Origin of the sequence: Alteromonas sp. H39 (assembly GCF_047556435.1) — a bacterium.
GTDB lineage: Bacteria > Pseudomonadota > Gammaproteobacteria > Enterobacterales > Alteromonadaceae > Alteromonas.
The window spans coordinates 1,107,419-1,133,373 of record NZ_CP180210.1 but is presented as its reverse complement, the minus strand read 5'-3'; the positions used below and the strand labels follow the sequence as shown (position 1 = coordinate 1,133,373).

Annotated in this window: 21 protein-coding genes; 14 read left to right on the top strand and 7 right to left on the bottom strand. The window is 50.9% G+C overall.

Annotation, left to right across the window (positions count from 1 at the left end):
• Positions 1-107: 107 nt before the first annotated feature.
• Positions 108-629, bottom strand: a complete 522-nt coding sequence (locus ACLBLI_RS04880) for a CinA family protein (protein ID WP_414830023.1) — start codon at positions 627-629, stop codon at positions 108-110.
• Between the two features lie 133 nt (positions 630-762).
• On the opposite strand from ACLBLI_RS04880, the gene mutS reads away from it, so the two are divergent.
• The 9 genes from mutS (at position 763) to ACLBLI_RS04835 (ending at position 14,118) form a co-directional block, all read left to right on the top strand.
• Positions 763-3,318 (top strand): DNA mismatch repair protein MutS, encoded by a 2,556-nt coding sequence (gene mutS / locus ACLBLI_RS04875; RefSeq protein ID WP_414830904.1) that lies wholly within the window; start codon positions 763-765, stop codon positions 3,316-3,318.
• A 409-nt stretch (positions 3,319-3,727) separates the two neighbouring features.
• Positions 3,728-5,359: a CTP synthase gene (locus tag ACLBLI_RS04870; protein ID WP_218310338.1), complete on the top strand. Its 1,632-nt coding sequence runs from the start codon at positions 3,728-3,730 to the stop codon at positions 5,357-5,359.
• Between the two features lie 61 nt (positions 5,360-5,420).
• A complete protein-coding gene (eno, locus tag ACLBLI_RS04865; RefSeq protein ID WP_414830022.1) occupies positions 5,421-6,713 on the top strand; it encodes a phosphopyruvate hydratase in 1,293 nt (430 codons plus the stop codon).
• 161 nt (positions 6,714-6,874) lie between these two features.
• The gene (locus ACLBLI_RS04860; RefSeq protein ID WP_414830021.1) at positions 6,875-7,552 is read left to right on the top strand and encodes a hypothetical protein; all 678 of its coding nucleotides are present in this window, start codon (positions 6,875-6,877) and stop codon (positions 7,550-7,552) included.
• A gap of 298 nt (positions 7,553-7,850) precedes the next feature.
• On the top strand, positions 7,851-9,410 hold the full coding sequence (gene leuA / locus ACLBLI_RS04855) for a 2-isopropylmalate synthase (RefSeq protein ID WP_414830020.1): 1,560 nt from the start codon (positions 7,851-7,853) through the stop codon (positions 9,408-9,410).
• Positions 9,411-10,508, top strand: coding sequence for a 3-isopropylmalate dehydrogenase (gene leuB / locus ACLBLI_RS04850; protein WP_414830019.1), 1,098 nt, complete (start codon positions 9,411-9,413; stop codon positions 10,506-10,508).
• A 7-nt stretch (positions 10,509-10,515) separates the two neighbouring features.
• Positions 10,516-11,910 (top strand): 3-isopropylmalate dehydratase large subunit, encoded by a 1,395-nt coding sequence (gene leuC / locus ACLBLI_RS04845; RefSeq protein WP_414830018.1) that lies wholly within the window; start codon positions 10,516-10,518, stop codon positions 11,908-11,910.
• Between the two features lie 9 nt (positions 11,911-11,919).
• Positions 11,920-12,531, top strand: a complete 612-nt coding sequence (gene leuD, locus ACLBLI_RS04840) for a 3-isopropylmalate dehydratase small subunit (RefSeq protein ID WP_414830017.1) — start codon at positions 11,920-11,922, stop codon at positions 12,529-12,531.
• Between the two features lie 405 nt (positions 12,532-12,936).
• The gene (locus ACLBLI_RS04835) at positions 12,937-14,118 is read left to right on the top strand and encodes an HD-GYP domain-containing protein (protein ID WP_414830016.1); all 1,182 of its coding nucleotides are present in this window, start codon (positions 12,937-12,939) and stop codon (positions 14,116-14,118) included.
• A gap of 216 nt (positions 14,119-14,334) precedes the next feature.
• On the opposite strand, the gene ACLBLI_RS04830 is transcribed toward ACLBLI_RS04835, so the two are convergent.
• Together ACLBLI_RS04830 and ACLBLI_RS04825 are read right to left on the bottom strand one after the other, a co-directional pair.
• Positions 14,335-15,459 carry a general secretion pathway protein GspB gene (locus ACLBLI_RS04830; protein WP_414830015.1) on the bottom strand — a complete coding sequence of 375 codons (1,125 nt, stop codon included), beginning with the start codon at positions 15,457-15,459 and terminating at the stop codon, positions 14,335-14,337.
• Positions 15,452-16,363 carry an ExeA family protein gene (locus ACLBLI_RS04825; protein ID WP_414830014.1) on the bottom strand — a complete coding sequence of 304 codons (912 nt, stop codon included), beginning with the start codon at positions 16,361-16,363 and terminating at the stop codon, positions 15,452-15,454. The genes ACLBLI_RS04830 and ACLBLI_RS04825 overlap by 8 nt, the downstream gene beginning before the upstream one ends.
• 209 nt (positions 16,364-16,572) lie before the next feature.
• On the opposite strand from ACLBLI_RS04825, the gene ACLBLI_RS04820 reads away from it, so the two are divergent.
• The 4 genes from ACLBLI_RS04820 (at position 16,573) to hemW (ending at position 20,737) form a co-directional block, all read left to right on the top strand.
• Positions 16,573-17,697 (top strand): CCA tRNA nucleotidyltransferase, encoded by a 1,125-nt coding sequence (locus ACLBLI_RS04820; RefSeq protein ID WP_414830013.1) that lies wholly within the window; start codon positions 16,573-16,575, stop codon positions 17,695-17,697.
• An 87-nt stretch (positions 17,698-17,784) separates the two neighbouring features.
• The gene (srmB, locus tag ACLBLI_RS04815; RefSeq protein WP_414830012.1) at positions 17,785-18,993 is read left to right on the top strand and encodes an ATP-dependent RNA helicase SrmB; all 1,209 of its coding nucleotides are present in this window, start codon (positions 17,785-17,787) and stop codon (positions 18,991-18,993) included.
• A 9-nt stretch (positions 18,994-19,002) separates the two neighbouring features.
• Complete coding sequence (rdgB, locus tag ACLBLI_RS04810) at positions 19,003-19,605, top strand: RdgB/HAM1 family non-canonical purine NTP pyrophosphatase (RefSeq protein ID WP_414830011.1); 603 nt, start codon at positions 19,003-19,005, stop codon at positions 19,603-19,605.
• Positions 19,598-20,737, top strand: a complete 1,140-nt coding sequence (gene hemW / locus ACLBLI_RS04805) for a radical SAM family heme chaperone HemW (RefSeq protein ID WP_414830010.1) — start codon at positions 19,598-19,600, stop codon at positions 20,735-20,737. Before rdgB ends, hemW begins: the two co-directional genes overlap by 8 nt.
• Here hemW and ACLBLI_RS04800 read toward each other — a convergent pair.
• On the bottom strand, positions 20,734-20,976 hold the full coding sequence (locus ACLBLI_RS04800) for a hypothetical protein (protein WP_414830009.1): 243 nt from the start codon (positions 20,974-20,976) through the stop codon (positions 20,734-20,736). The genes hemW and ACLBLI_RS04800 overlap by 4 nt on opposite strands.
• A gap of 763 nt (positions 20,977-21,739) precedes the next feature.
• Between ACLBLI_RS04800 and ACLBLI_RS04795 the strand changes: the two genes are divergently transcribed.
• Entirely contained in the window at positions 21,740-21,952 is a 213-nt protein-coding gene (locus ACLBLI_RS04795; protein WP_414830008.1) for a hypothetical protein, read from the top strand.
• 815 nt (positions 21,953-22,767) lie between these two features.
• Here ACLBLI_RS04795 and ACLBLI_RS04790 read toward each other — a convergent pair.
• The 3 genes from ACLBLI_RS04790 to ACLBLI_RS04780 all read right to left on the bottom strand — a co-directional run bounded on the left by ACLBLI_RS04790 (position 22,768) and on the right by ACLBLI_RS04780 (position 25,890).
• A complete protein-coding gene (locus tag ACLBLI_RS04790; protein ID WP_414830007.1) occupies positions 22,768-23,562 on the bottom strand; it encodes a DUF2884 family protein in 795 nt (264 codons plus the stop codon).
• Between the two features lie 133 nt (positions 23,563-23,695).
• Entirely contained in the window at positions 23,696-24,205 is a 510-nt protein-coding gene (locus tag ACLBLI_RS04785; protein WP_414830006.1) for a DUF1566 domain-containing protein, read from the bottom strand.
• The gene (locus ACLBLI_RS04780; RefSeq protein WP_414830005.1) at positions 24,202-25,890 is read right to left on the bottom strand and encodes a DUF1566 domain-containing protein; all 1,689 of its coding nucleotides are present in this window, start codon (positions 25,888-25,890) and stop codon (positions 24,202-24,204) included. The genes ACLBLI_RS04785 and ACLBLI_RS04780 overlap by 4 nt, the downstream gene beginning before the upstream one ends.
• Positions 25,891-25,955 lie beyond the last annotated feature (65 nt).

Genomic DNA, 25,955 nt, shown 5'->3' with positions numbered 1-25,955 from the left:
TGCGGTTATTTGTGACGTTGCGAAGTCTACCAACGAATGACTGCATTCTATACTGTATAATTATACAGTTTCAAGTCTCTTTCACGCTTTTCTTTATAGTGAGTTGATCAACCGGGGTTTTCAACCAGCCACTGGAACAGGAAACGGACAGCGTAGGCAATCGACTGTTGTCGCACCGCTTTTCGGTCTCCTTCAAATAATTGCCTGGCACTGACTATGTCGCCATTCAGATAAAACCCAAACCACACCGTACCCACCGGCTTCTCATCAGAACCGCCACCCGGGCCAGCAACACCACTAACCGATACCGCCAATTCTGCCCCTGAGTGATTGTGTACACCCAGCACCATTTGCTCTACTACCTGTTGTGATACCGCTCCGAAGCGTGAAAGCGTTTCTGGCTCTACTGATAGTGCGCGTTGTTTGGCCGCGTTGGAATACGTTACCCACGACACGTTGAACCAGTCAGAACTTCCTGCTACTGAAGTGAATGCATAAGCAACACCACCCCCAGTGCAGGACTCTGCACAGGAAACACTCCAGCCACGCTGACGAAGTAGCTCACCGAACTCAAGAATCAGTGACTCGGTTAACGGCTCTGCACTCACACTTAAAAAACTCTGCGACATAGCATCAATTCACACCTGACAGAAAGACCGAAAAAAGTGTACCATTTTTAGTAACAAAATGAGCTGGCTGTTTATAGCCCGTATTCGTCGACTGACTTCGCTTTTGAGGTATTTTTTGGAATCACACACTCCCATGATGCGCCAGTATCTGGCAATTAAGGCGCAACACCCCAACATTTTGCTTTTTTATCGCATGGGCGATTTCTATGAGCTGTTTTATGATGATGCCAAACGGGCTGCCGAACTGCTTGATATCTCACTGACTGCCCGGGGCAAATCTGGCGGCGATCCGATTCCGATGGCGGGTGTGCCTTATCATGCGGTGGAAAGCTATCTGGCGCGCCTGGTAAAAATGGGCGAGTCGGTGGCTATCTGTGAACAGGTGGGCGATCCGGCCACCAGCAAGGGACCAGTGGACCGTCAGGTTCAGCGCATTGTTACGCCTGGCACGGTAACCGATGAAGCCCTGCTTGAAGAGCGTCGCGACAATATTCTGGCCGCCGTATGCGGTCACAGCATGCATTACGGTCTTGCTACGCTGGATGTTGCCAGCGGCCGCTACCTGGTATCTGAATGTGAGTCCGATGAACAACTACTTGCCGAGTTACAACGCATTAACCCGGCAGAGCTGCTTTATCCGGAAGGCTTTGAGAGCCTGGCGCTGATTGAAAACCGCAAGGGTCTGCGTCGTCGCCCGGAATGGGAATTTGATGCCGACAGTGCGGTGGAACAGCTAAACGCGCAGTTTACGACGTCCACGCTGGACGGTTTTGGCGTCAGCGATTTAAGCAAAGGCCTGGGCGCGGCGGGCTGCGTTCTGCAGTACGTGAAAGATACTCAGCGCACTGCCCTGCCGCATATCCGACAGATCCAAAAGGAGCAACACGACTCACGCGTGCAACTGGATGCAGCAACCCGACGCAACTTAGAACTCACGCACAGCTTATCAGGCACACAGGAAAACACGCTTTTTAGCGTACTCGATGCGACCTCCACCGCAATGGGAAGCCGCTTGTTACAGCGTTACCTGCACGCCCCGATTACCGATCATCATGAACTTACCCTGCGCCAGGATGCTATTGAGGCCTTAATGCAGGGCGATGCCGATGCGGTTCGCGGCTCCCTGAAAGCCATTGGCGACATCGAACGTATCATGGCACGTCTCGCGTTGCGTTCAGCACGACCGCGCGACTTTTCCCGCCTCAAGAATGCGTTAAATCTGTTGCCGGATTTGCAGCAGCAACTGTCGTCATTTACTACGCCTTTGCTACAGCAACTGGCAACCGATATCGGCGAATACCCACAACTTCAGGCGCTGTTAGACAATGCCATTATCGACAATCCGCCAGTGGTTATCCGCGATGGCGGTGTAATTGCACCAGGCTTCAGCGCAGAACTGGATGAGTTGCGTGACCTTTCTCAGGGGGCAACGGATTACCTAACTGCTATGGAACAGCGTGAGCGCGAGCGCACCGGCATCGCCACGTTGAAAGTGGGCTACAACAAGGTACATGGCTTCTTTATTGAAATCAGTCGCGCCGCCAGTGTCAACGCGCCGGCAGAGTATATTCGCCGACAAACGCTGAAGAACACCGAGCGTTACATCACGCCCGAGCTCAAAGAGCATGAAGATAAAGTACTGACCAGCCAGAGCCGGGCACTGGCACTGGAAAAACAGCTGTTCGATGCACTATTTGATGACATTGCGCCGCACCTGAATGCCCTAATCGACACAGCAGCGGCCATCGCCAAACTTGACGTGATGTGTTGCTTTGCCGAGCGCGCGATTGCGCTGGATTTATACCGCCCTACCCTCACGCAACACCGCGAGATTCGGTATGAAGCCGGGCGTCACCCCGTTGTTGAGCAGGTCATGAAAGACCCGTTCATTGCCAACCCTCTCACATTGAATGAAAGCCAGTCGATGCTGGTTATCACTGGTCCCAATATGGGCGGTAAGTCGACATACATGCGCCAGACCGCGCTAATTGTGCTGATGGCTTATCTGGGATGCTTCGTCCCTGCAGAAAATGCGGTTATTGGAAAAGTGGATCGCATCTTTACCCGCATCGGCGCCTCAGACGATCTCGCCTCTGGTCGTTCGACCTTCATGGTAGAGATGACTGAGACTGCCAATATTCTGCATAACGCCACCGAGCACTCACTGGTGTTGATGGATGAAATCGGCCGGGGCACCAGTACCTACGATGGCCTGTCTCTGGCCTGGGCGTGCGCCAGCTACCTGGCACAAAAACTTCACGCCTATACCTTGTTTGCGACCCATTACTTTGAGTTAACACAGTTACCTGAAACGGAAAAAGGCGTGGTAAATGTACACCTGGATGCGGTTGAGCATGACGACGCAATTCGCTTTATGCACACGGTTGAACAAGGTGCTGCCAGTAAAAGCTATGGTCTTCAGGTGGCACAGTTGGCCGGAGTACCCAAAGCCGTTATTCAGTCTGCGCGCCAGAAGCTGCATTTTCTGGAAAACCAGAAAGACATCGCAGACACGTCAGCCACTCCAAAAGAGAAAGCGGATGCCCCCGCGCCGTCGCAATCCAGTATCCTGTTCGAAGATAAACCACACCCGGTGCTGGATGCGCTGGATAATGTGAAACCGGATGAGCTGTCACCACGTCAGGCACTGGACTTACTCTATACCCTGAAGCGGCTTCGCAGCGCGTAAAAGCTGATACGGGCATTCACGGATACCGAAGGCCCGCAATCATCTGTTTACCATGCCACATGAGCCGTTGCGACGTGTCTTCTCACTAGCGCCTGATTACGAAACGTTCGCCAAGTTATTAAAACAGTGAGTTTTCACCCGCTTTGGAACAAAACCACCATAACTGCGTGTAAAGTGAGTACTTTACACGCTTTTTCCGGGCCGTTTGTGCCAGAGCGCTGATAATTAGATACTTTCCCAGACCAGATATCACCGCGCTTTGAAAGGCTGAAAAGTTTTTCGTACCAGAAAAGCAAACTGATTGTTTGCATACTACTCTTTAGGTATACTATTACGCCGTCCAAGTGTGACCGGCTGCTCTGGTCCGGAACAACACATTATCCTTACAACCCAACGCCTTAGGTTTCGCATGACAAATTATATTTTCGTCACCGGTGGTGTCGTATCATCGCTAGGTAAAGGTATTGCTGCAGCATCGCTGGCAGCAATTCTTGAAGCGCGTGGTCTCACCGTCACCATGTTAAAACTCGACCCCTACATTAACGTCGACCCGGGCACAATGAGCCCAATTCAGCATGGTGAAGTATTCGTGACAGATGACGGTGCCGAAACCGATCTCGATTTGGGGCACTACGAAAGATTCATTCGCACCCGCATGACCAAGCGCAACAACTTCACCACAGGACGGGTGTATGAAGAAGTATTGAAGCGTGAACGTCGCGGTGACTATCTGGGTGCAACCATTCAGGTTATCCCTCATATCACTAACGAAATTAAGCGTCGGGTTATTGAAGGTGCAGAAGGTCACGATGTCGCTATTGTGGAAATTGGCGGCACTGTGGGTGACATTGAATCACAACCGTTTTTGGAAGCCATCCGTCAGCTGGGTACAGAAATTGGCCGCGAGCGCGCCATGTACATGCACCTGACACTGGTGCCTTACATGCCGGCATCAGGCGAAGTCAAAACGAAGCCTACCCAGCACTCAGTCAAGGAGCTGCGCTCTATTGGTATTCAGCCTGACATTCTGGTGTGCCGCTCAGTAGGCTCTCTGCCCGCTACCGAGCGCTCTAAGATTGCGCTGTTCACCAACGTGGCGGAAAAAGCCGTTATCTCATTGAAAGACGTAGACAGCATTTATCGCATTCCGGCTGCGCTCAAAGCGCAGGGCATGGATCAGCTGGTTGTTGACCGCTTTGGTCTGGATTGCAAAGAAGCAGACCTGACCGAGTGGGAACAGGTACTTTATGCCGAGTCGAATCCGACAGCCGAGGTGAATATCGGTATGGTGGGTAAGTACGTCGAGCTTCCTGATGCGTACAAATCGGTCAACGAAGCCCTCAAACATGCGGGTCTGAAAAACCGCCTGACGGTGAACATCAATTATATCGACTCGCAGGATATTGAGAGCAAAGGGACACAAATTCTTGAACATCTGGATGCCATTCTGGTACCAGGTGGTTTTGGCGAGCGTGGCATCGAAGGCAAAATTGCCGCGGCCCGTTATGCCCGTGAAAACAAAGTGCCCTATCTTGGCATTTGTCTGGGTATGCAGGTGGCGCTGATTGAATTTGCCCGCAATGTTGCAGGCATGGAAGGCGCTAACAGTACAGAGTTTAACCCTGACACGCCATACCCGGTAGTGGGGCTTATCACTGAATGGCTGGATGCCGCTGGCACCAAAGAACAGCGCGATGAGTCTTCTGACCTGGGCGGCACTATGCGTCTGGGCAGCCAGCTTTGTCACTTGATCCCTGGTACCAAAGTGCATGATCTTTATGGCAGTGACGAGATTTATGAACGCCATCGTCACCGCTACGAGGTAAACAACAACCTGCGTGACCAAATTGAAGCGGCGGGCCTGAAAGTAAGTGGTTTGTCCACTGATAAACGACTTGTCGAAGTCATCGAAATCCCTGACCATCCATGGTTTGTCGCAGGTCAGTTCCACCCTGAATTTAATTCAACGCCTCGGGACGGGCACAAATTATTCACTGGCTTCGTAGCTGCTGCCGGCAAGTATCAAAAAGAAAATCACTGATTTCAAAAATAAGGGAACACTTCCTCCCGTGGTGTTCCCCATCAATTGTTGAGGAAATAACATGGCGAAAATTAGTCGCATTATTGGACGCGAAATCCTGGATTCTCGTGGTAACCCCACTGTAGAAGCTGACGTTATTCTGGAATCTGGCGTAATGGGCCGTGCTGCCGCACCTTCTGGTGCCTCTACCGGTTCTCGCGAAGCATTAGAATTACGTGACGGTGACAAATCCCGTTACCTGGGCAAAGGCGTGACAAAAGCCGTTGCCGCAGTGAACGATATTATTGCGCCGGCGCTGATTGGCAAAGATCCGCTGGCGCAGACAGATATCGACAATGCCATGCTGGAACTTGACGGTACCGAGAACAAAGAAAAACTGGGCGCGAACGCGATTCTGGCCGTCTCTCTGGCTGTGGCAAAAGCTGCCGCCACTGAAAAAGGTGTTGCCCTGTACGAGCACATCGCAGACCTTAACGGTACGCCGGGGCAGTACTCCATGCCGGTCCCGATGATGAACATCATCAATGGTGGTGAGCACGCCGATAATAACGTCGATATTCAGGAATTCATGGTGCAGCCAGTTGGCGCGGCGAGCTTCAAAGAAGCGCTTCGCATGGGTGCGGAAATTTTCCACAGCCTGAAAAAAGTGCTTTCCGCAAAAGGCCTGAATACTGCTGTGGGTGACGAAGGCGGCTTTGCCCCTAACCTTAGTTCTAATGCCGAAGCGCTGGCTGTTATCGTTGAAGCGGTAGAAAACGCTGGCTACAAAATGAATGAAGACATTACCCTGGCACTGGACTGTGCGGCGTCTGAATTCTACAAAGACGGCAAGTACGTATTGTCGGGTGAAGGCAAGAGCTTCGATTCTGAAGGTTTCGGTGATTACCTGGCCGAACTGGCAGAGCAGTATCCTATCGTGTCTATCGAAGATGGCCTGGATGAGAGCGACTGGGATGGCTGGGCAAGCCTGACTAAGAAAATTGGTGACAAAGTCCAGTTGGTTGGCGACGATCTGTTTGTCACCAACACCAAGATCCTGACGCGCGGTATCGAAAATGGCATTGGTAACTCTATCCTGATCAAATTCAACCAAATCGGTTCTCTTACCGAAACCCTGAATGCAATCAAGATGGCAAAAGATGCAGGCTTTACCGCGGTAATTTCGCACCGTTCAGGTGAAACCGAAGATGCGACGATTGCCGATCTGGCGGTAGGTACCGCTGCCGGTCAAATCAAAACCGGTTCACTGTGTCGTTCAGACCGCGTTGCCAAGTACAACCAATTGCTTCGCATTGAAGAAGCGCTGGGTGGCCAGGCAACCTATCGTGGTCGCAGCGAGATCAAAGGTCAGTAACGGGCTTTACTGAATTCGGGGGATGTAACGCAATAATTTACACATCGCGTTAATCACCTGACAAGTTCAGCACGTATACCAACATCAATGGGGCGATAGGTTTGGCTATCGCCCCATTTTATTGATACCTTATTCTTATTGTTGGTTTTTACTTGCACGCCATGACATCAGGCACTGACAATTCGTCCAGTCAGACTGACTTCTTTGAGCTGAGCAGCTCGCAGACGTCCGCGCATCCGCACTTCGCAGAGCTGTGTAACGCCCTTTATGAGCGTGAGCTTTATCAGCTTGCCACGCAAGGCCCCTCTCAAATCCAGCTTTTACGCCGCCGGTTAAGCGGCTTATCTCATCACGTAAAACGCGCCGCTTACTTTCTGGCTAACAACGATGCTCCCATTGAGGTAGACAGTCATAATGCGAGTTGGCAGGGAAAGCAGGCAGCGAAGTGCCCGGGCTATCAGGTTGACGGGGAGAAAAACGCGGCCTGGTTTGCCAGGCACGCCCAGCATGGCCTCGTTGTGCCGGTCAGGGTGGCGTTACTTGATACACAACATGTTGAACTCGACTCTGTAGATCGCGTGTTACCAGATGAACGCAAGCTGCATGTAAATAAGCATGGGTGGTTTCATTTTAGCGGAGAACCGCTAGCAGAGGCATCCTCTGCCCCACTGTCTCAACATCAGCTGTTACGTCCGACCAAACCCATCATGACAGCAGCGTGCTGCGGCCATGCCTGGAATCACAAGGGAAAAACCTCTCCTCGCGCGCTATCGCTACGGGAGATGTTATTGTCCGGCACTATCGACTGGAAAACATTTCGCTTAACCAAACCCAGGTAACCTCCCCTTTACGTTCGCGTAAACATAAGATTTCACCAATTTCAAGACTTCCAACAAAGATATAATCTTTTGTTATATCGAACATTGTAAACAATGGTTGACCTCTGCTACCTGCGCCGTTACATTGTCGGTTATCAACTGGACGCAACGAAACACGAGTCACATGAACCAACATCTGTTTCTATCTCTTCTACTCCTTATGGCAGCAAGACTGCACGGGTAGATTGCATCCAGCAACGAACAGCCAAAACCCGTGCCTCGCACGGGTTTTTTTTTAACTAAAACAAGAGAGCAAGCCATGACGAATCAGGTAAAGATCTTTGATACCACCTTACGAGACGGCGAGCAGGCACTGCCTGCCAGTCTGAGTGCCAAAGAAAAACTCCAGATCGCGCTGGCGCTCGAAAGACTCGGCGTGGATATTATCGAAGCCGGCTTCCCGGTGTCATCGCCGGGTGACTTTCGCTCAGTGCAGATGATTGCCAAAGAAGTCAAAAACTCCACGGTGTGTGGGTTATCCAGGGCACTGAAAGCCGACATTGATGCCTGCGGAGAGTCTCTCAAAGTGGCGGATCACTTCCGCATTCACACGTTTATTGCAACATCAGATATCCACGTAGGCGCAAAGTTGCGTAAGTCGCAGGATGATGTGGTGGAGATGGCCGTAGCAGCGGTGAAGCACGCAAATCGCTATACTAACGACGTTGAGTTTTCCTGTGAGGACGCAGGCCGCACGCACATTGATTATTTGTGCCGAATGGTTGAAGCGGTCATCAAGGCCGGCGCGACCACAGTTAACATTCCGGATACCGTGGGTTATACCACACCAACCGAATTTGGCGGCATCATTGCTCAGCTGTTTAACCGCGTCCCGAATATCGATAAAGCCATTATTTCTGTGCACTGTCACAATGACTTAGGGTTAGCGGTAGCGAATTCGCTGGCAGCAGTGGAAAACGGCGCGCGTCAGGTTGAATGCACCATCAACGGCATCGGTGAACGAGCGGGTAATGCCTCGCTGGAAGAGATTGCCATGATCCTGCAAACCCGCAAAGAGATGCTGGGACTGGACACCAATATCAACTCTACCGAAATTCACCGCACCTCCAAGCTGGTAAGCCAGCTGTGTAATATGCCAGTGCAATCCAATAAGGCTATTGTTGGCGCGAATGCTTTCAGTCACTCATCCGGTATCCACCAGGATGGCGTGTTAAAAGCGCAGAATACCTACGAGATTATGACACCAGAAAGTGTCGGGATTAATAAGAACAATCTGAATATGACCTCGCGTTCGGGGCGTCACGTCATCAAGCATCGTCTGACAGAGCTGGGTTACAAAACAGAAGAGTATGATCTGGAAGCGATATATACCGCCTTTCTTGAGCTGGCTGACAAAAAAGGCCAGGTTTATGATTACGACCTGGAAGCGTTACTGTTTTTCGATAAGCAAAAACACGAGCAGGCATATTATAAACTGGAATACCTGCAAGCTAACTCAGGTCGCGAAATCGTGCCGAGTGCAACCGTGCGCTTAAAAATCGGTGATGAAACGATTACCAAAGCTGCAATAGGTAATGGACCGGTAGATGCGGCCTACAAAGCCATCATGGAGATGAGTCAGTTAGAAGGCGTGGAAGTCGTCGACTTTAAACTCGACTCGAAAGGTGAAGGTGCAGATGCGCTGGCGCAGGTGAGCGTGATTGCTGAGTATAATGGCCGTCGCTTCCACGGTATTGGTCTTGCCACAGACATCGTTGAAGCTGGCGTGAAAGCACTAATTTTTGTACTGAACAACACTTATTTAGCGGATCAGATCGATCTTCAGAAGAACCAACAAGAACGAATAGCAGGAGTATAAATGAGCCAGTTTTCCATTGCGGTATTAGCAGGTGATGGTATTGGACCTGAAGTAATGCAGGAAGCCAACAAAGTCCTGGACGCTGTTGAAACCAAATTTAATGTCACTCTGGCTCGCAACGCCTTTCCTGTGGGCGGCTATGCGATTGATACAGAAGGTGAGGCGCTTCCCCCTGCCACGCTGGCGGGCTGTGAAGCCGCCGATGCTATCTTGTTTGGCTCTATTGGTGGCCCAAAGTGGGATACCCTGCCATTAGAAAAACGCCCGGAGCGCGCTGCACTGCTGACGTTGCGCAGCCACTTTGACTTATTCAGTAACCTGCGTCCTGCACGCATTTATCCTGGGCTGGAAGCCTTATCGCCACTCCGTGAGGACATTGCCTCCAGCGGAGTCGATGTGCTGGTTGTCAGAGAACTTACCAGTGGCATTTATTTTGGTCAGCCTAAAGGGCGTGATGGTGAAGGTGAGGAAGAGTATGCCTTTGATACCATGCGCTATTCCAAACGGGAAATTCGCCGTATTGCTATATCTGCCTTTGAGGCCGCGCAAAAACGTCGTAAGAAAGTCACCTCCGTAGACAAAGCCAATGTTCTGGTTACCAGCCGTTTATGGCGCGAAATTGCCGAAGAAGTCGCGAAAGACTTTCCTGATGTGGAACTTGAGCACATCTATATTGATAACGCGACCATGCAAATTATGAAAAACCCGGCACAGTTCGATGTGATGCTTTGTTCAAACCTGTTTGGCGACATTGTATCTGACGAGTGCGCCATGATGACCGGGTCAATGGGATTACTTCCGTCAGCGAGCATGAACGAAGAAGGTTTCGGACTTTACGAGCCGGCGGGAGGCAGCGCACCAGATATCGCCGGAAAAGGAATTGCTAACCCGATTGCACAAATTCTGTCTGCCGCCATGATGCTGCGATTCAGCCTGAACCTGCAGGATGCCGCCGATGCTATCGAAAAAGCCGTAGTGGCAACACTGGAAGCTGGCGTGCTAACAGGCGAACTGCTACCTGCTTCCAGGCGCGATAATGCTGCAACTACCTCGCAGGTAGGTGATGAAGTCGTCAGACAATTACTGGCACAGGAGTAAATGAAACATGGCCAAGACCTTATACGAAAAAGTGTGGCAGGCCCACATTGTGGATCAAATCGGCGACGACAGCTTAATTTATATCGACCGTCACCTTATCCATGAAGTCACCTCTCCGCAGGCTTTTGCCGGGCTGGAGGAAAAAGGGCGTAAAGTACGTCGTCCGGACCGCACGTTTGCCACTATGGATCACAGTATCTCAACGCGCTCACTGGCACTGGATGCCTGCGGTCCGCAAAACGCATTGCAATTGAAAACACTGGCCGACAACTGCGAAAAAAACGGCATTAAGCTGTATCCGGTGGGGCACCAGAAACAAGGGATCGTTCACGTTATGGGGCCGGAACTGGGTTTAGTACAACCCGGCATGACCATTGTTTGTGGCGACTCTCACACCGCTACCCATGGCGCATTTGGTGCACTGGCGTTCGGCATTGGTACCTCACAGGTTGAACATGTGCTGGCCACGCAAACGCTTAAGCAAAGCCGCGCCAAAAGCATGCTGATCAACGTGAATGGTGAGCTGCCTGTCGGTATCACTGCCAAAGATATCATTCTGGCGATTATTGGTGAGATTGGTCACGCTGGCGCTACCGGACATGTGATTGAGTATGCCGGAGAAGCAATCCGCGCACTGTCGATGGAAGAGCGCATGACCATCTGTAACATGAGCATTGAAGCCGGTGCGAAAGCAGGAATGATTGCGCCAGATGACACCACTTTTGCTTACCTTGAAGGTCGCGAATTCGCACCAAAAGGTAGTGACTGGGATGCTGCCGTCGCCTACTGGAAAACCCTGTACAGCGATGATGGCGCCGCGTTCGATACTGTGGTGGAATTAAACGCACAGGATATTGCGCCACAGGTTACCTGGGGCACAAATCCGGGTCAGGTGATTGGGGTTAACGCACCGGTGCCCGGGCCTGAGGATTTCAGCGATCCCATCGAAATAGAAAGCGCCAAAAAAGCGCTGGCGTATATGGGCCTGAAAGCCGGTGAACGGTTATCAGATGTTCCGGTAAGCCACGTTTTCATCGGCTCGTGTACCAACAGCCGCATTGAGGATTTACGTGCCGCCGCCGTTATCGCCGGGAAAGGCAAAGTTGCCAGCAACGTCACTGCCATGGTCGTACCGGGGTCAGCCGCGGTGAAGCGTCAGGCTGAAGCAGAAGGGCTGGATAAAATCTTTACCGATGCCGGCTTCGAGTGGCGGTTACCAGGTTGCTCAATGTGCTTAGGGATGAACGACGATATTCTTACCGCTGGGGATCGGTGTGCATCCACCAGCAACCGCAACTTTGAAGGCCGTCAGGGCCGTGGGGCACGTACCCATCTGGTTAGTCCGGCAATGGCTGCTGCTGCGGCTATCAAGGGTCACTTTGCTGACGTCAGAGACCTGTAGGAGAATTACATGAGCAACAACAATCAAGGCTTCACAGTTCACAGCGGCACAGCCTGTCCGCTGGATCAGGCCAACGTCGATACTGACCAGATTATTCCAAAACAGTTCCTGACCAGTGTCAGCCGCGTTGGCTTTGGCAAACATTTGTTCCATGACTGGCGCTACCTAGATTTGGAAGAGAAAGAGCCAAACCCGGATTTTGTATTAAATAAGCCGGAATTTCAGGGTGCCAGTATATTGCTTGCCAGAGAGAATTTTGGCTGTGGCTCCAGCCGTGAACATGCGCCCTGGGCGCTTGCCGACTTCGGCTTTAAAACGGTTATTGCTACCAGCTTTGCAGATATTTTCTACGGTAACTGCATTAACAACCAACTGCTGCCCGTGGCGCTTTCGTCATCGGACATGGATAAACTATTTGCGGCAGTGAAGCAAAATGCGTCTACCACAATTGCAGTAGATTTGCCCAAGCAGCAAGTGAAGGCCGGTGAACTGGTGTTTGCATTCGAAATTGCAGAGCATCACAAAAACAACCTGATTAAGGGGCTGGATGCCATTGGTCAGACACTTGAGTTAAATTCGCAAATTGAAGCGTATGAAGCTAACCAGCCGGCCTGGGCGTAGTTTCACATCAGTACGTGCCCAGGCCTGAGGCCTGGGCACGCCGCTTTTTCCATTTCATTGCAGCGCCGACCAATTCGCTGTGGTGTCGTTTTTTTACGCTGTTAACCATGAATATGCAGTCCACCTTCCGGTGCTGCTTTGATGCTCGACCCTTCATGTTCTTTTCCGATACCTTACACCCTCATTAATTAACCGCACAGCCGCTGTCCCGCCCGGTATTACTTCCTCGCTGCATATTTCAGATAGCGCCCTCATCAAGCGATGTGAGAGCGGTGGGTGTCACTCACGAAAATAGACACAATGGATACGATGCGCGCGCAGTGAAAACCGATTACAATGACTATTCACACATTGTGAGTTGATAACCCTGCTACAATTTTTTTAGAGCCGCCAACAGGAGTGTTAATGCTTAAGCACATCGCTATTGATGAATTACAACCTGGCATGTTTGTAAACCAGGTTGTCGAGCAATCAGGTACATTGCGGATGCGCTCGAAAGGTCTTGTAAAGACCCAAAGTGCCATCGATGCATTGAAAGCGAAAGGGATCCGGGTGGTTGAGATTGATACCGACAAATCCACTATGCCCGCCCCCAGAAAAGCCGAATCAAAACCAGAAAAGTCAGCAATAAAAAGCAAGCCGCTGAGTCACTCTGAAGCGCTTAATAAAGCGAATGATTTATATACTCAGGCGATTTCCATTCAGGGTTCATTTATCAATGAGTTGAAATCAGGAGCCGGTCGCGACCTCACTCCGGTTGTTGATTTATCACAAAGCATTATCGACAGCGTTTTCGACAACCAGGATGCCCTCTCCTGTCTGACCATGATTAAAGACGCGGACAGCTATTTGCTTGAACACTCTATTAACTGCAGCATATTGATGAGCATGTTCGCCAGCCACCTCGGGTATGATCGCGACACTATCGAGCAGGCTTGCCTGGGCGCCTTATTGATGGACGTGGGAATGTCATCCCTGCCGGAAGAGCTTCGCTACAGTACTCAATCACTGTCCGGCAGTGACTGGGAGCTGATAAAGACCCATGTGGATATTGGCGTCGAACTGGTAGAGCAATGCGGCGACATTTCCGACCTGGCCTTAAGCATTATCGCGCAGCATCATGAACGAAACGACGGCAGTGGATACCCAAAGGCGCTCAAAAAGGACGACATTACCCTGTTTGCCAAAATGGCAGCCATTATTGATTCCTATGACGCGATGATTTCCAAACGGTCACATCAGGAGTCTATTGCACCAGCCGCCGCGTTGAAACGTCTGGTGAAACAACCCGCACTGGATCAGGAATTAGTGAATCAGTTTGTACAGTGCGTGGGAGTCCATCCGGTGGGGTCGCTGGTTCGATTAAAAAGCGGAAAGCTTGGCATCGTCAGCCAGGCGGGTAAAACGGACTTGCTGAGCCCGGTTGTTATGACGTTCTACAGCACGAACTCCGGTCACTACAATGAAATTAAACGGCTCGATTTAAGCAAGTCTGACGATGAAATTGTTTCAGGTGTTCGCCCGGATGACTTTGGCATCGACCTGCCTAAGTTTTTTCGCGAGGTGTTTATTCATCAGGTACCTTGAGGCGTTTTCACTACGACTCAGGTATGTTGCTGGCCCCTCTGTGCTGTCGCCGCCTGTGACAGTACGGTTCTGGTAAGTGGCTTTTGCAACATGCACACTTGTTTCGCACTTCTCATCGTTTAAAGCGCGGTATTGGCAAAACAGCGCCATCAGCGCTGTTTTTGTTTACCAAGCAGAAATCGCGTTGGGTGCAACGCGACCATGATGCAGGCGACGCTACCAGTCTGTCAGTGCCGCCATCGTGAATAGCTCATCTTCAAACGACAGGATAACCTGCTGAGCCTCAATGTTCACAATCTGCACCCGGTCATCAATCCAGTCGCCTTCACCCAGTTGTATACCATTCACCCGCACCCAACGGTCGCTGGAGCGCGAGGCATACATATGTGCGGAAAAGTTCATGGTGGGTAGGCGGGTAAGCAACCTGACCGGCAGTTGGTCTACTCGCGGCAGATCGTTTCTTACCGTGACTTTGGTTTGGGGTTCTGGATCAGGATCAGTTGCCTGTTTGTCCATCGCCTCTACCGCTGCGTTAAAGCGCGCCACCAGCTCAGGTGAGACAGACACATTGTCGCCATCCGGTCGCTCGTTGAGCACTGTGCCCACTTCTTCTGGCTCACTTACCGCCACCTGTTCTGCATTGTCCTCTTGCAAGGTTTGTCGGCCGGCAGCCTCAGAAGGCTGTGAGGTCTCGCTGGCGGTTTGCGAGGCGCCCTTATTCAGCGCATCTTGTTCGGAATTACTTACCGGACCCGGCTGCGTGGAAGATGGCGCCGTTGAGGTAGAATCACTGCTGTCGCTCGCGGTATCGGTTTGGGTTGCACTGCCTGCTTCACCTGGCGGCGTTACCGCCACAGTCTGCGCCGGTAACTGAGCGGGTGTTTGCATAACGCTGTCAGCTACCGAGGGCCACCATAGCGAATGGGTTGCTGCGGTAAAACCAATACCGGCTCCGCCTAGCACAAGCACTGCGAACGTTAATGCCTGGCGGGTGTACACTTTCCACAATGAGGGCAACCCCTGTACCGTGGGCAAAAACAAGCTGCGGTTAAACTGATCTGAAAGTGCATGATCAAACTTTGCACTGGTATCGTGATCGCCCCGAAGTAACGCCTGTGTTTGCGTTTTAGCACGACGCTGCACAGTCACTTCCGGCGCAATTTCAACTGTTTGTGAAGGGTCGATTTCCACTTCCTGAACGCCCATTTCTGAGAGTCCCTGAATCATTGCCTCGCTGGAAACCAGCCCCGATTTACGAATTTTTACCGGTCCGTTTTGCTGGGTGATCCTGACAATCACCATGCCCGGAGTGACATCAGATATTGCTATCAGGTTAGACATACCACCTCCCGGCGATAAATCCGATTACAATGGCGATGAAAAACGTCAACGCATAGCCAAGTTTGCGTTGGTTCTGAATTCGCTGACTAACTACATCTTCACCCAGAATTTGTTCTGCGGCGGCAAGGAATATGGGCTTTTTCACCACCGCATGTTGCTTGGTAAATGACAGCGTCAGCGCGCGGTCGCACAGCAGATTGATCACCCGGGGAATGCCCCCCGTGATTTGGTGTACTGCCCGTAAGGTGCCTTTGCTGAAAATACTGATATCGCCATTGGCCACCGACAACCGATGGGCAATGTACGAACTGACTTCCGGTGAGGTTAAGGGCAGCAGGTGGTAACGCGCCGTTATCCGCTGAGCCAGTTGTCTGAGCTCGTTGCGCTTTAACAGCTGTTGAAGCTCCGGCTGGCCAATCAGTACCACTTTTAACAACTTTTCACGGTTGGTTTCCAGGTTCGTCAGCAGTCGCAATTGCTCCAGGACTTCCGGCATCAGGTGCTGCGCCTCATCCACCATCAGAACGGTATTCATTCCGGCCTGATGATTGTCTGCAAGCTTAGACAATATGCAGTCAGTAAAGTACTTCAGACTGGCCTTATCCGCATCATACTGAATGCCCAGTTCGTCGCACACCGTCGCCAACAGTTCCAGTGCTGACAACGTGGGGTTTAAAATCATGGCGACCTGGGTATTGTCAGGCAACTGCTGTAACAGCTTTCTGGATACAGTAGTTTTACCGGTACCCACTTCACCGGTAAGCATGACAAAGCCACCGCTTTCTCTTAGCCCGAACGTCAGATGGGCCAGCGCCTCTTTGTGACGCGGACTCATGTAGAGATAGTCGGGATTGGGGGCGATTGAAAACGGATTATCGTTTAGCCCGAAATAGTTCAGATACATTCCACATTAACGGATAAATTGAATGACGCGATTAAACTACCAGAGCCTTACCAGAAGTCAAAACATGACTGATGCCGGGATCCCGTTTTTACGCATTCCACTCACTACTTCGGGAGTCACATGGCATTGTTCGAGGATGTGTTCGTCTTTATCTTGCGTATAATGCGAGACAAGGTTCAAAAAGTGCAGTCAATATTCTCAGGAGAAGCATGCAAACGTATCTGGTCGGCGGGGCAGTTCGCGACGAATTACTTGGCAGAAAAGTCACCGAGCGCGACTGGGTAGTAGTTGGCGCGACACCGCAGCAAATGCTTGATGCTGGCTACACGCAGGTTGGCAAAGACTTTCCGGTATTTTTACACCCCAAAACCAAAGAAGAATACGCATTGGCGCGAACTGAACGCAAGGCCGGACAGGGCTATACAGGGTTCATTTGCGATGCGTCAGCGTCTGTAACGCTGGAACAGGATCTTCAGCGCCGCGATCTCACCGTGAATGCCATTGCACAAACGCAGGATGGCGAGCTCATCGACCCCTATAACGGTAAGCAGGATCTGGAAAACAAAGTTCTTCGCCATGTTTCCGATGCATTTTCTGAAGATCCCTTACGCGTGTTTCGGGTAGCACGCTTTGCAACCCGCTATCATTATTTGGGCTTCACCATTGCCACTGATACGCTTAGTCTGATGACAGCAATGGCAACATCAGGTGAGCTTTCAACTCTGACAGCAGAACGCGTCTGGCAGGAAACCGCGCGCAGTCTGATGGAACGCTCTCCGGCGATCTACTTTTCGGTACTGACACAATGTCAGGCTCTGCCAGTCTGGTTTCCCGAGTTACCTTCCCCGCCACATGCGGTTTACGAGGCACTCGCTGAAGCGGCTATGCTTGCGTTGCCGCTAGAGATTCGCTTCTCCTGTCTGTGCACAGCTCTCACCACGGAGGCAGTGAACAGCCTGTCTAAACGTCTTAAAATGCCTAACGCCGTTTCGTCACTGGCATTACTGGCAGCAAAACTATCTGACTCTATGCAGGCATCGCTGCACGCCCATGCCCTCGTCGATTTGTTCGATACCGCCGATGCGTGGCGTAAACCCGAGCGATTTGCAGATTTGCTAAAGGTATTTACGCTAACCTCCAACGCGCAGGGTATAACACATTGGGATGAGCGCCGCCGCTTGATATCGGAGGCACTTGAACAGGCCAAAGCTGTTGATATTAAAGCGATTATCGAATCGGGAGTTAAGGGCCCGGCAATCAAAGAGGCGGTTCGCAGCGCAAGATGCAAAGCGGTAGACAAAGTTCTTGCGTCTGCCCACGCCCCGCAGAAGTAAAAACTTATGGTACTACGACTGCGGTATCGCTTGTTCGACCCCAGTCAGATGCTACAATACGCGCAATTTTGCATACGCTGATCAATTATGACTTTCGAAGAACTCGAACTAGATGACGCCTTGGTCCAAGGCGTTGCCGACATGGGCTTCACCACGCCTACCTTAATACAATCGCTGGTAGTGCCTGAGGCTATGGATGGCAGAGATGTGCTCGCTTCGGCACCTACAGGTACCGGTAAAACAGCCGCGTTTTTGCTGCCGGCCTGCCAGTTTTTGCTGGACTACCCCAGAAAGAAACCAGGCTCAACCCGGGTTCTCATTCTTACGCCAACCCGAGAGCTGGCGTTACAGGTTTATGAGCAAGCCGTTGCCATTACCAAGCATACCGACCTGGTATGTGGCGTAATAACCGGTGGCATTAATTACGGCACTGACAGAGAAACGCTGGATAAAGGACTTGATATTCTGGTGGCGACACCAGGACGTTTGTTCGAGCACATCCAAAATGAAGTCGCTGACTGTCGTGATATTGAATCGCTGATATTAGATGAAGCAGACCGAATGCTGGACATGGGTTTCTCCAGTATCGTTAACCAAATTGCGGCGGAAGCCCGCTGGCGTAAACAAAACATGCTGTTCTCGGCTACGCTGGAAGGTGCTGGGGTTCGTCAGTTTGCCAACGAGCTGTTAAACGATCCGGCCATTATCGAGGCCACCCCATCGCGCAAAGAAAAAAATAAAATTCATCAGTGGTATTATCAGGCTGATGATATGGCGCACAAAGAAGCGCTTTTACTGCACATTTTGCAAAACCAAATTACCAACGCCATCGTGTTTGTGAAGACGCGCGACCGCTTGCAGGCACTGAAAGACAAACTGGCCTCGCTGGACATTCCGGTGTGCTGGCTGCAGGGAGAAATGCCGCAGGATAAACGCATTGCCGCATTAGCCCGCTTTAAATCCGGCGATGTACCCATCCTTCTTGCTACCGATGTCGCCGCACGCGGCATTGATGTGCCTAACGTCAGCCACGTCATTAACTTTGATATGCCGCGCAAAGCTGACATCTACGTGCACAGGATTGGCCGTACCGGTCGTGCCGGAGCAAAAGGCACCGCGATTTCACTTGTTGAAGCGCATGATGCCCAAATGATTGGCAAGGTTGTTCGTTATATGGATGAGCCGCTTAAGCCACGGATCATCGACTCACTGCGTCCTAAGCACAAAGCCCCTAAAGCGTCGTCGAAAAAGAAAAAAGCGAAAAAGAAAAGCGCGGCAAAAACCAAGAAAAAATAGGACTGCAGAATGGCTTTCCCTGAAAAAATCGTAATTGCTACCGGCAACGCCGGTAAGCTCAAAGAGTTTGAGACCCTGTTTGCCGAATTTGGTGTTGATGTAGTAGGCCAGAAAGTGCTTGGTGTAAGTGATGTGCCGGAGACTGGTACCACTTTCGTTGAAAACGCCATCATCAAAGCCCGTCATGCCGCCAAAGAAACCGGGCTGCCGGCCATTGCCGATGATTCAGGTCTGGTGGTAAACGCCCTCGGCGGTGCACCGGGTATTTATTCTGCCCGCTTTGCAGGCGAGAACGCGACTGACGCTGACAATATCACCAAGCTGCTTGCCGCCATTCCCGATGGACAGCCCCGTGATGCACATTTTTTCTGTACTCTAGTCATGATGCGACATGCCGACGACCCTGTTCCTTTGATGAGTCAGGGCGCCTGGTACGGCACAATTACCGATACCCCTTCTGGCACGGCCGGTTTTGGGTATGATCCTGTATTTTATGTGCCATCGGAAGAATGTACTGCGGCAGAGCTGGAAAAGCAGGTAAAAAACCGCATTAGCCATCGCGGTACCGCGATGGCCACGCTGATGACGCAGATGAGGCAAGCCTTTGCGTAATCCGCCGCTCAGCTTGTATGTGCATATTCCCTGGTGCGTACAAAAATGTCCGTACTGTGATTTCAATTCCCATGGTTTGAAGTCTGCTATCCCTGAAAAAGAATACGTTTCGCATTTGCTCGATGATTTGGCAATTGATGCGGCGCGAATTGGTGATCGCACAGTGGAAACTGTATTTATCGGCGGTGGTACCCCCAGTTTGTTCAGTGAAGCGGCGATGCATGCACTCATCACAGGCATACGCGAACGTGTGAACCTCGCTGAGAACGCTGAAATTACTATGGAGGCCAACCCCGGCACGGTCGAATCCGGCCGCTTCAAAGGGTTTCGGCAAGCTGGAGTAAATCGTCTTTCTGTTGGCGTGCAGAGCTTCCAGCCAGCCCATTTAACCTTATTGGGTCGGATCCACGATGATACGCAGGCTACCAAAGCAGTGAAGCAGGCACACGAAGCCGGATTGCCAACGTTCAACCTTGATTTGATGCACGGTCTGCCGCAGCAAAGTGTCGCAAACGCGATGTCTGATCTGGAACAGGGCATTGCCCTTGCACCATATCATTTGTCCTGGTATCAGCTAACCATAGAACCCAACACGCCATTCTACTCCAAACCGCCCGCGCTGCCTGACGATGATATTCTCTGGGATATCCAGCAGCAGGGACACAATACCTTAAAGGCGGCAGGGTTTGAGCAGTATGAAATATCGGCCTACAGTAAACCGGGCCATCAGTGCCAGCACAATCTTAACTACTGGCGCTTTGGGGATTATCTTGGCATAGGCTGTGGTGCACATGGCAAGATTACGGACGTAACAGACGGCTCAATTACGCGCACGGTGAAAGTAAAACACCCACGGGGCTATATGGAGCTAAGCCGGCCCTATCTGGATAAAGAAAACGTTGTGCAGGCAGAAGACCTGCCATTTGAGTTCTTTATGAACCGATTCAGGCTTGTAGAGCCCTGCCCGATTACAGATTTCGAGGCACTCACTGGCGTATCTCTGCAAACTGGAGAATTACGCGCGCTTGAACAAGCCGAAAAACAAGGGCTTCTCGATATCAGTCCTACCCACTGGCAGGTTACTGCACAAGGACGTCGTTACCTGAACACATTACTGACGGGTTTTGTCTAAGCAGCCAGTCGGCCTGCACCGGCATTCACCCGCACCTCACCCGGCTTTTTGTAGCAAATCGGCGCATAACACCTGACGTTAAGTTCTGCGTAGTTGTTGTGATGCCGCCATGTAACTTCCTGTATTTTGTCTTTTCTCTGATATTTACGTTGCCCTTCCCCCTCTAGATTGCGCGAGTTATGGATATGTATAGAACAAAATCCACTAACAAAAGTTGGCCAGACCGCCGGTTTTGTCATAGCTTTATTCATAGCAAGACAAACAAAGTAAGCATTTGGGTTTGCTTGTAATTTTCAGTGTTACTGCAACTCATTAAAAGCTCGCACTTGGGGGAACGGTAATGCACGCAACCTATGACCAGAAAGGAGGTGAACAACAAATTATCTACGCGACTTGTCGCGATCCACGCTTTATAGATTCAGATCAATTTTTGTACTAACCCGTTTCGATATACTAACAATGACAACCGAACGAGCCACAGCCGTGACGTAGTGGATGATTTATCCGGAGATAATAACGATGTCCTACCCTACACAAGCTGAGCGGGCACTCAGCGTAGAACGCGAACGGATCTGGTTGCAGTGTTTCAGATTATGTGTTCGATGCCGCCAGGTAGCCAACTCATTGACAGAATATGAATTCAGAGATGGCAGTTCTGTAACCCTTGATAGCAGTAAGTCGTTTCCCGTTCCCGTAAAATGGAAAGGCTCAATGCCAGCGCACTAACTGCCAGGCTTATAAAAATTGTAAAACAGGTAGTTCAGGCTGCCTGTTTTAGTATCTGGAAGGAACAACTATTCTGTAATCGCCGCATCACTACAGACTTTATATTCCTCTTCTTTCATAACGCTATCGCGCTCCTTTCCTTATACGTACCCACCTAAATTAAAGTCTGCCGATTCAGGGTTAATAACTGTACTCCGAGTCAGTTTCTTCCATAATATAAGCGGCTATTATCAATAGGGTATCTGCTTGATACGTAACTATTAAATGGTTTTGATTATGAAACTGTTAAATGAAACAGAAGTAGATTTTGTTGGTGCTGGCTGTGCCGAACACTGTTGGGGCGATGCAAGCTGGAGTGGCGCTGCAGGTGCAGCGGCTGGTGGCGCAATTGCCGGTGCCCGGGGTGGAATAGGCGGCGTCGCACTAGGTGCTTTCGGCGGCCTTGTCGGCTATTTCTTTGGAAAAGTAGGCGATACCAGATCCAGTTAACCATCGTTACGCAATGGGTATTACCATTGCGTATTTCTTTTACTTTTTGACAATGAAGATTTTACTATGCAATCCAGTCAGCTTGTTCGCTTTTTCTTTTTCATTTTGTTTATTGTTCTTTCTGCACTAGCCATCCGGTTAGCAGGAAGTGTGACTTATGAAGCGTCCGCTCTCAGCGATTTCCTGGTTAACGCGGTTGCTGTCCTTATCGCTGCCGCAGTTACCTTTTGTCTTTTCCGTATATACTCGCTTAGCAGGGCGAAGACCGAAAAATGTACGTCGTAATTAACCCCTTCGTGCTCGCGCCGACAGCTCACAGTCCTGCTATTTACAGACACGCTCTGAGGTCACTTACAAAGGGCTATCGCGTTGCATTACACGGTCAATCAACTGCACTCACTTGAATTGCAGAGTGTGTATAACGTGATTCCAGTCTGTTTTTCCAATTATTCCGAACGACTTGAGAGCAAGGCAAAGGTCTTGGAAAAAACCGCAGTTTACATGCAGTAAATGAGGATTTTTGAGAAGGTCTTTAATGCCGCAATCATGAGTGCAGCCTGTTCATTCCAAGCGTCGCGAACGACTTGAGTGCAAGGCAAAGGCCTTGGAAAAAACCGCAGTTTACATGCAGTAAATGAGGATTTTTGAGAAGGTCTTTAACGCCGCAATCATGAGTGCAGCCTGTTCATTCCAAGCGTCGCGAACGACTTGAGTGCAAGGCAAAGACTTTTGAAAAAACCGCAGTTTACATGCAGTAAATGAGGATTTTTGAGAAGGTCTTTAACGCCGCAATCATGAGTGCAGCAGCTTGGAAACTATTGCGTGGAAGTAATAATATTATACTTCTCAAACGCAGGCAGCGATGCCCGCAATTTCTCTTCGGTGTCATCAAGCTTTTTCAGCTTGTCGCAAAACCATTGGGCTTTATTCTTCAAAGTGTAAGCGCGCGGTCTTACGTCTGTTTCGATTTTTTCTTCCATGCTTTCGAGCTGGCGGGTAAGCGCGTCGGCATCGTTGCTGGTATTTTCACCGCTGTTGGTGTTTACACCACTGATTGCTGACAGAATGCCGCCAACTGACGTGGAGAAGGCCTCTTCGAGCTGAGTTTCTATTTCGGTATCGACGAACTCATCAACACTTTCCAGTGAGCCTGGGCCGATGAAATAGTGATTACTGGCGTGGCGAAACTTATCTTTCACTCGTATCTTAACGCGCTCCATGGCCTTTCTGAGACGTTCGTAACTTTCATGGTCGCTGCCCACCAGACCCAGGTAAACATGATCGATATTCTTAATGGCCAGGTCTACCCCTTCGGTGGCCAGTACAATCATTTTAGGTACAACATAGTGAAGTCCGTCAGCGTACTCGTGCAGCCACCGGCGTTGTTGCTTGTCCAGTGACTGCCAGCGCCCGCCGATAAAAAGCTGTTCACTGCCATTTATCTGCATGATCGTGCGCGATTTGTCCATCACCCGGATCTGCTGCGGGTTGACGACTAAACCATAGGAAAAGTCGATGTCGCAGGTAAATTCTGCCCATGCCTGTTGTGGTGACACAAGCAGTAGAAGCAAAGCAGCGAAAACACGCTGTAGGGATGTAAAATGTTTCATGGTGTTATTGTGTACGGCATAACCACATATAGGAAAGTCACATGAGGTCAACTGGCAAAAATTCAGGTTAAAGTCGTGGGCAACCGGCCAGGTTCATCACGCACGATCCGCAAGCATGATAGGAACATTTTCGCTACTGTTCAACATACGTTCGCACCAGTCTGATGTAAACGAAACGTTCCTTTTGCTTTATGGAATGGCTGGCATTAAAAAAGGCAACTACCCAGGCTCTGTCTGGATCTTCTGTTGATGGCGTAGCCGTCCAGAAATCATCATCAGGTGTTTGTGGGAATATGCCTTCGTTGATTGAGGGCCTGACACAAAGTCTCTCGGTAATAGAGGCCAGTTCCTTAATGTTCGGCAGCCTCCAGCCCAGCAAATCCTCCTCGCTCGCCTGATGTGCGTAATCTAATGCTGTTTGCCAGTTAAAACGGGTGGCCTCCCCTTCACACTGACTCCCGTTCCAGCTTTGTCCGGCACTGCAACGTTGCCACACCAGATTCGTCGGCTCATGCAGTATATTACCCGTGCCGAGAACCGTAAAATCCTCATCGGGCGTGGTTTCTACGCCGCTGGCAAGACAGGTCTGCGCAAAACTGGATGAAGGAAATAGCGCCAACAACGCCAGAATCAAAACTCTCATAGCCCTTCCCTCCCCGCACGCACTAACCGAACGCGCGCGGCCTCAGATTTATTCAGAAAATTATCAACGCCAGACGCAAAATCAATCGCCCAGGCATTCTGTGCACTGTCGTCCTGCACTCCGTCAGCTCCTGGGTTTGTGGTCCAGTACCACAACGGCTGTGCTGCAATATCTCCGGTATTCGGATAAAAGTCAGAATCGATCATTGCCGCATCAGTAATACCAAAATGCACCAGCGACATCAGCTCGCGGTGCGTAGGCAGTCGCCAGTCATAAAAACCGCACAGCCCCTGCGCATTCACCTGGGCAACATAAGCCTCGGTATTGCAGTTCGTTAACGTGCAACTGGCAGCTGCGCCGTTAATATCGCCTTCAAAACCACCATTATCCTCAGACTGATACCACGAAAAGGTATTGTCAGCGCTGTGTAATCCGGCCGTCGTAGTTTTCACTTCCCATACCAGCCCCGTGACGTTATCGCGCACACAAGAGAAAGTGCCGCTGGCCGCATCTTGTTCGTCACCGTTGCTATTGAGCTTGGTAAAATCAAAACCGGCGTCGCCCTCTCCTGCCTTCTCCAATAGTCCCGCCTGATGGATAACGTCGCTCCCTCGCTGGGCATCCTGGCCTGGCCACAAGTTCTGCTGGTTAGGGGTAAGTGCAGTGTCTGTCGCTTGTACAGATACCCCGGTATCGTTCATCAAAGACACCGGATAGGGACGAACTGCCGCGCGCAGGCTGTCGGTTACCTGATTCCCATTGGCATCAGTCACTGTCAGCGTGAACACCCTTTCTGAATAAGCATCCACCAGCGGTGCAATTGCATAGGTGGATAACGAGTTTGCCGACTGAATAGCAGAATCAGCTTCCCAGCGAATGGCCAGCGGGTTGGCAGATGGAATGGTGGTATAGGCCGTCCCTTCAAGAATAACAGGCTCGCCGCTGAATACGGCTTGTGAGACACCGGCATCAATTACGGGCAGCGTTTCGGAGGCCGACTGTATTGTAATAGCAATACTGGTCTCATCTGTGGCACCTTCTTCATCGGTAACCCGTAATGTAAAAGCCAGATTTTGTCTGGCGCTGGCGATGGGTGTTGTAATCACGAGCTGCGACTGCTCCGTCATCACATCCTGCAGCACATCAATTCCTTCTGTTTGTGTCCAGAGATAGTCTGCGATCTGACTTGCTGGATTTGATGCATCGGCATCGCTGCTGCCGCTGCCATCAAGTGTGAGTGTAACGCCTGCCGGATAAAGGCCAGCGGCCAGCCCTTCCCAGGCTGATAGCGCAATGTCGGCGACCGGCGCGGCGTTATCGGGCTGCACCGTAATCACTGTGCTGTCAGACGCTGTTTGCCCTGTAGTGTCAGTTACCGTCACCGTCAGCGTATAATCTCTGGCGGTTGAAACCGTAGGCGCGACGAAACTGGCATCCGGTACGGTGTTATCTTCATGCAAAATTGTCAGTGCGGGCGACGCTATCCATCGCCATGTAAGCGCGCCTGTACCGCCGCGAGATTCTGCGGTCAGTGACACCGGCACGCCTTCACTGATACTTCTGTCGGCACCGGCATTAACAAAAAGTGAGGCGGAATCGTTACTATCTTCACTGCCACCACCGCAAGATGACACCAGCATTAACAGACCAACGATGCTGAACAGGTGAAAACCAGAACGGATCATGTTCGCTCCTACAACATTTTTCACTGTGCATTACAGTGAGAAGCCAGCCCCGACATTAACGTCGA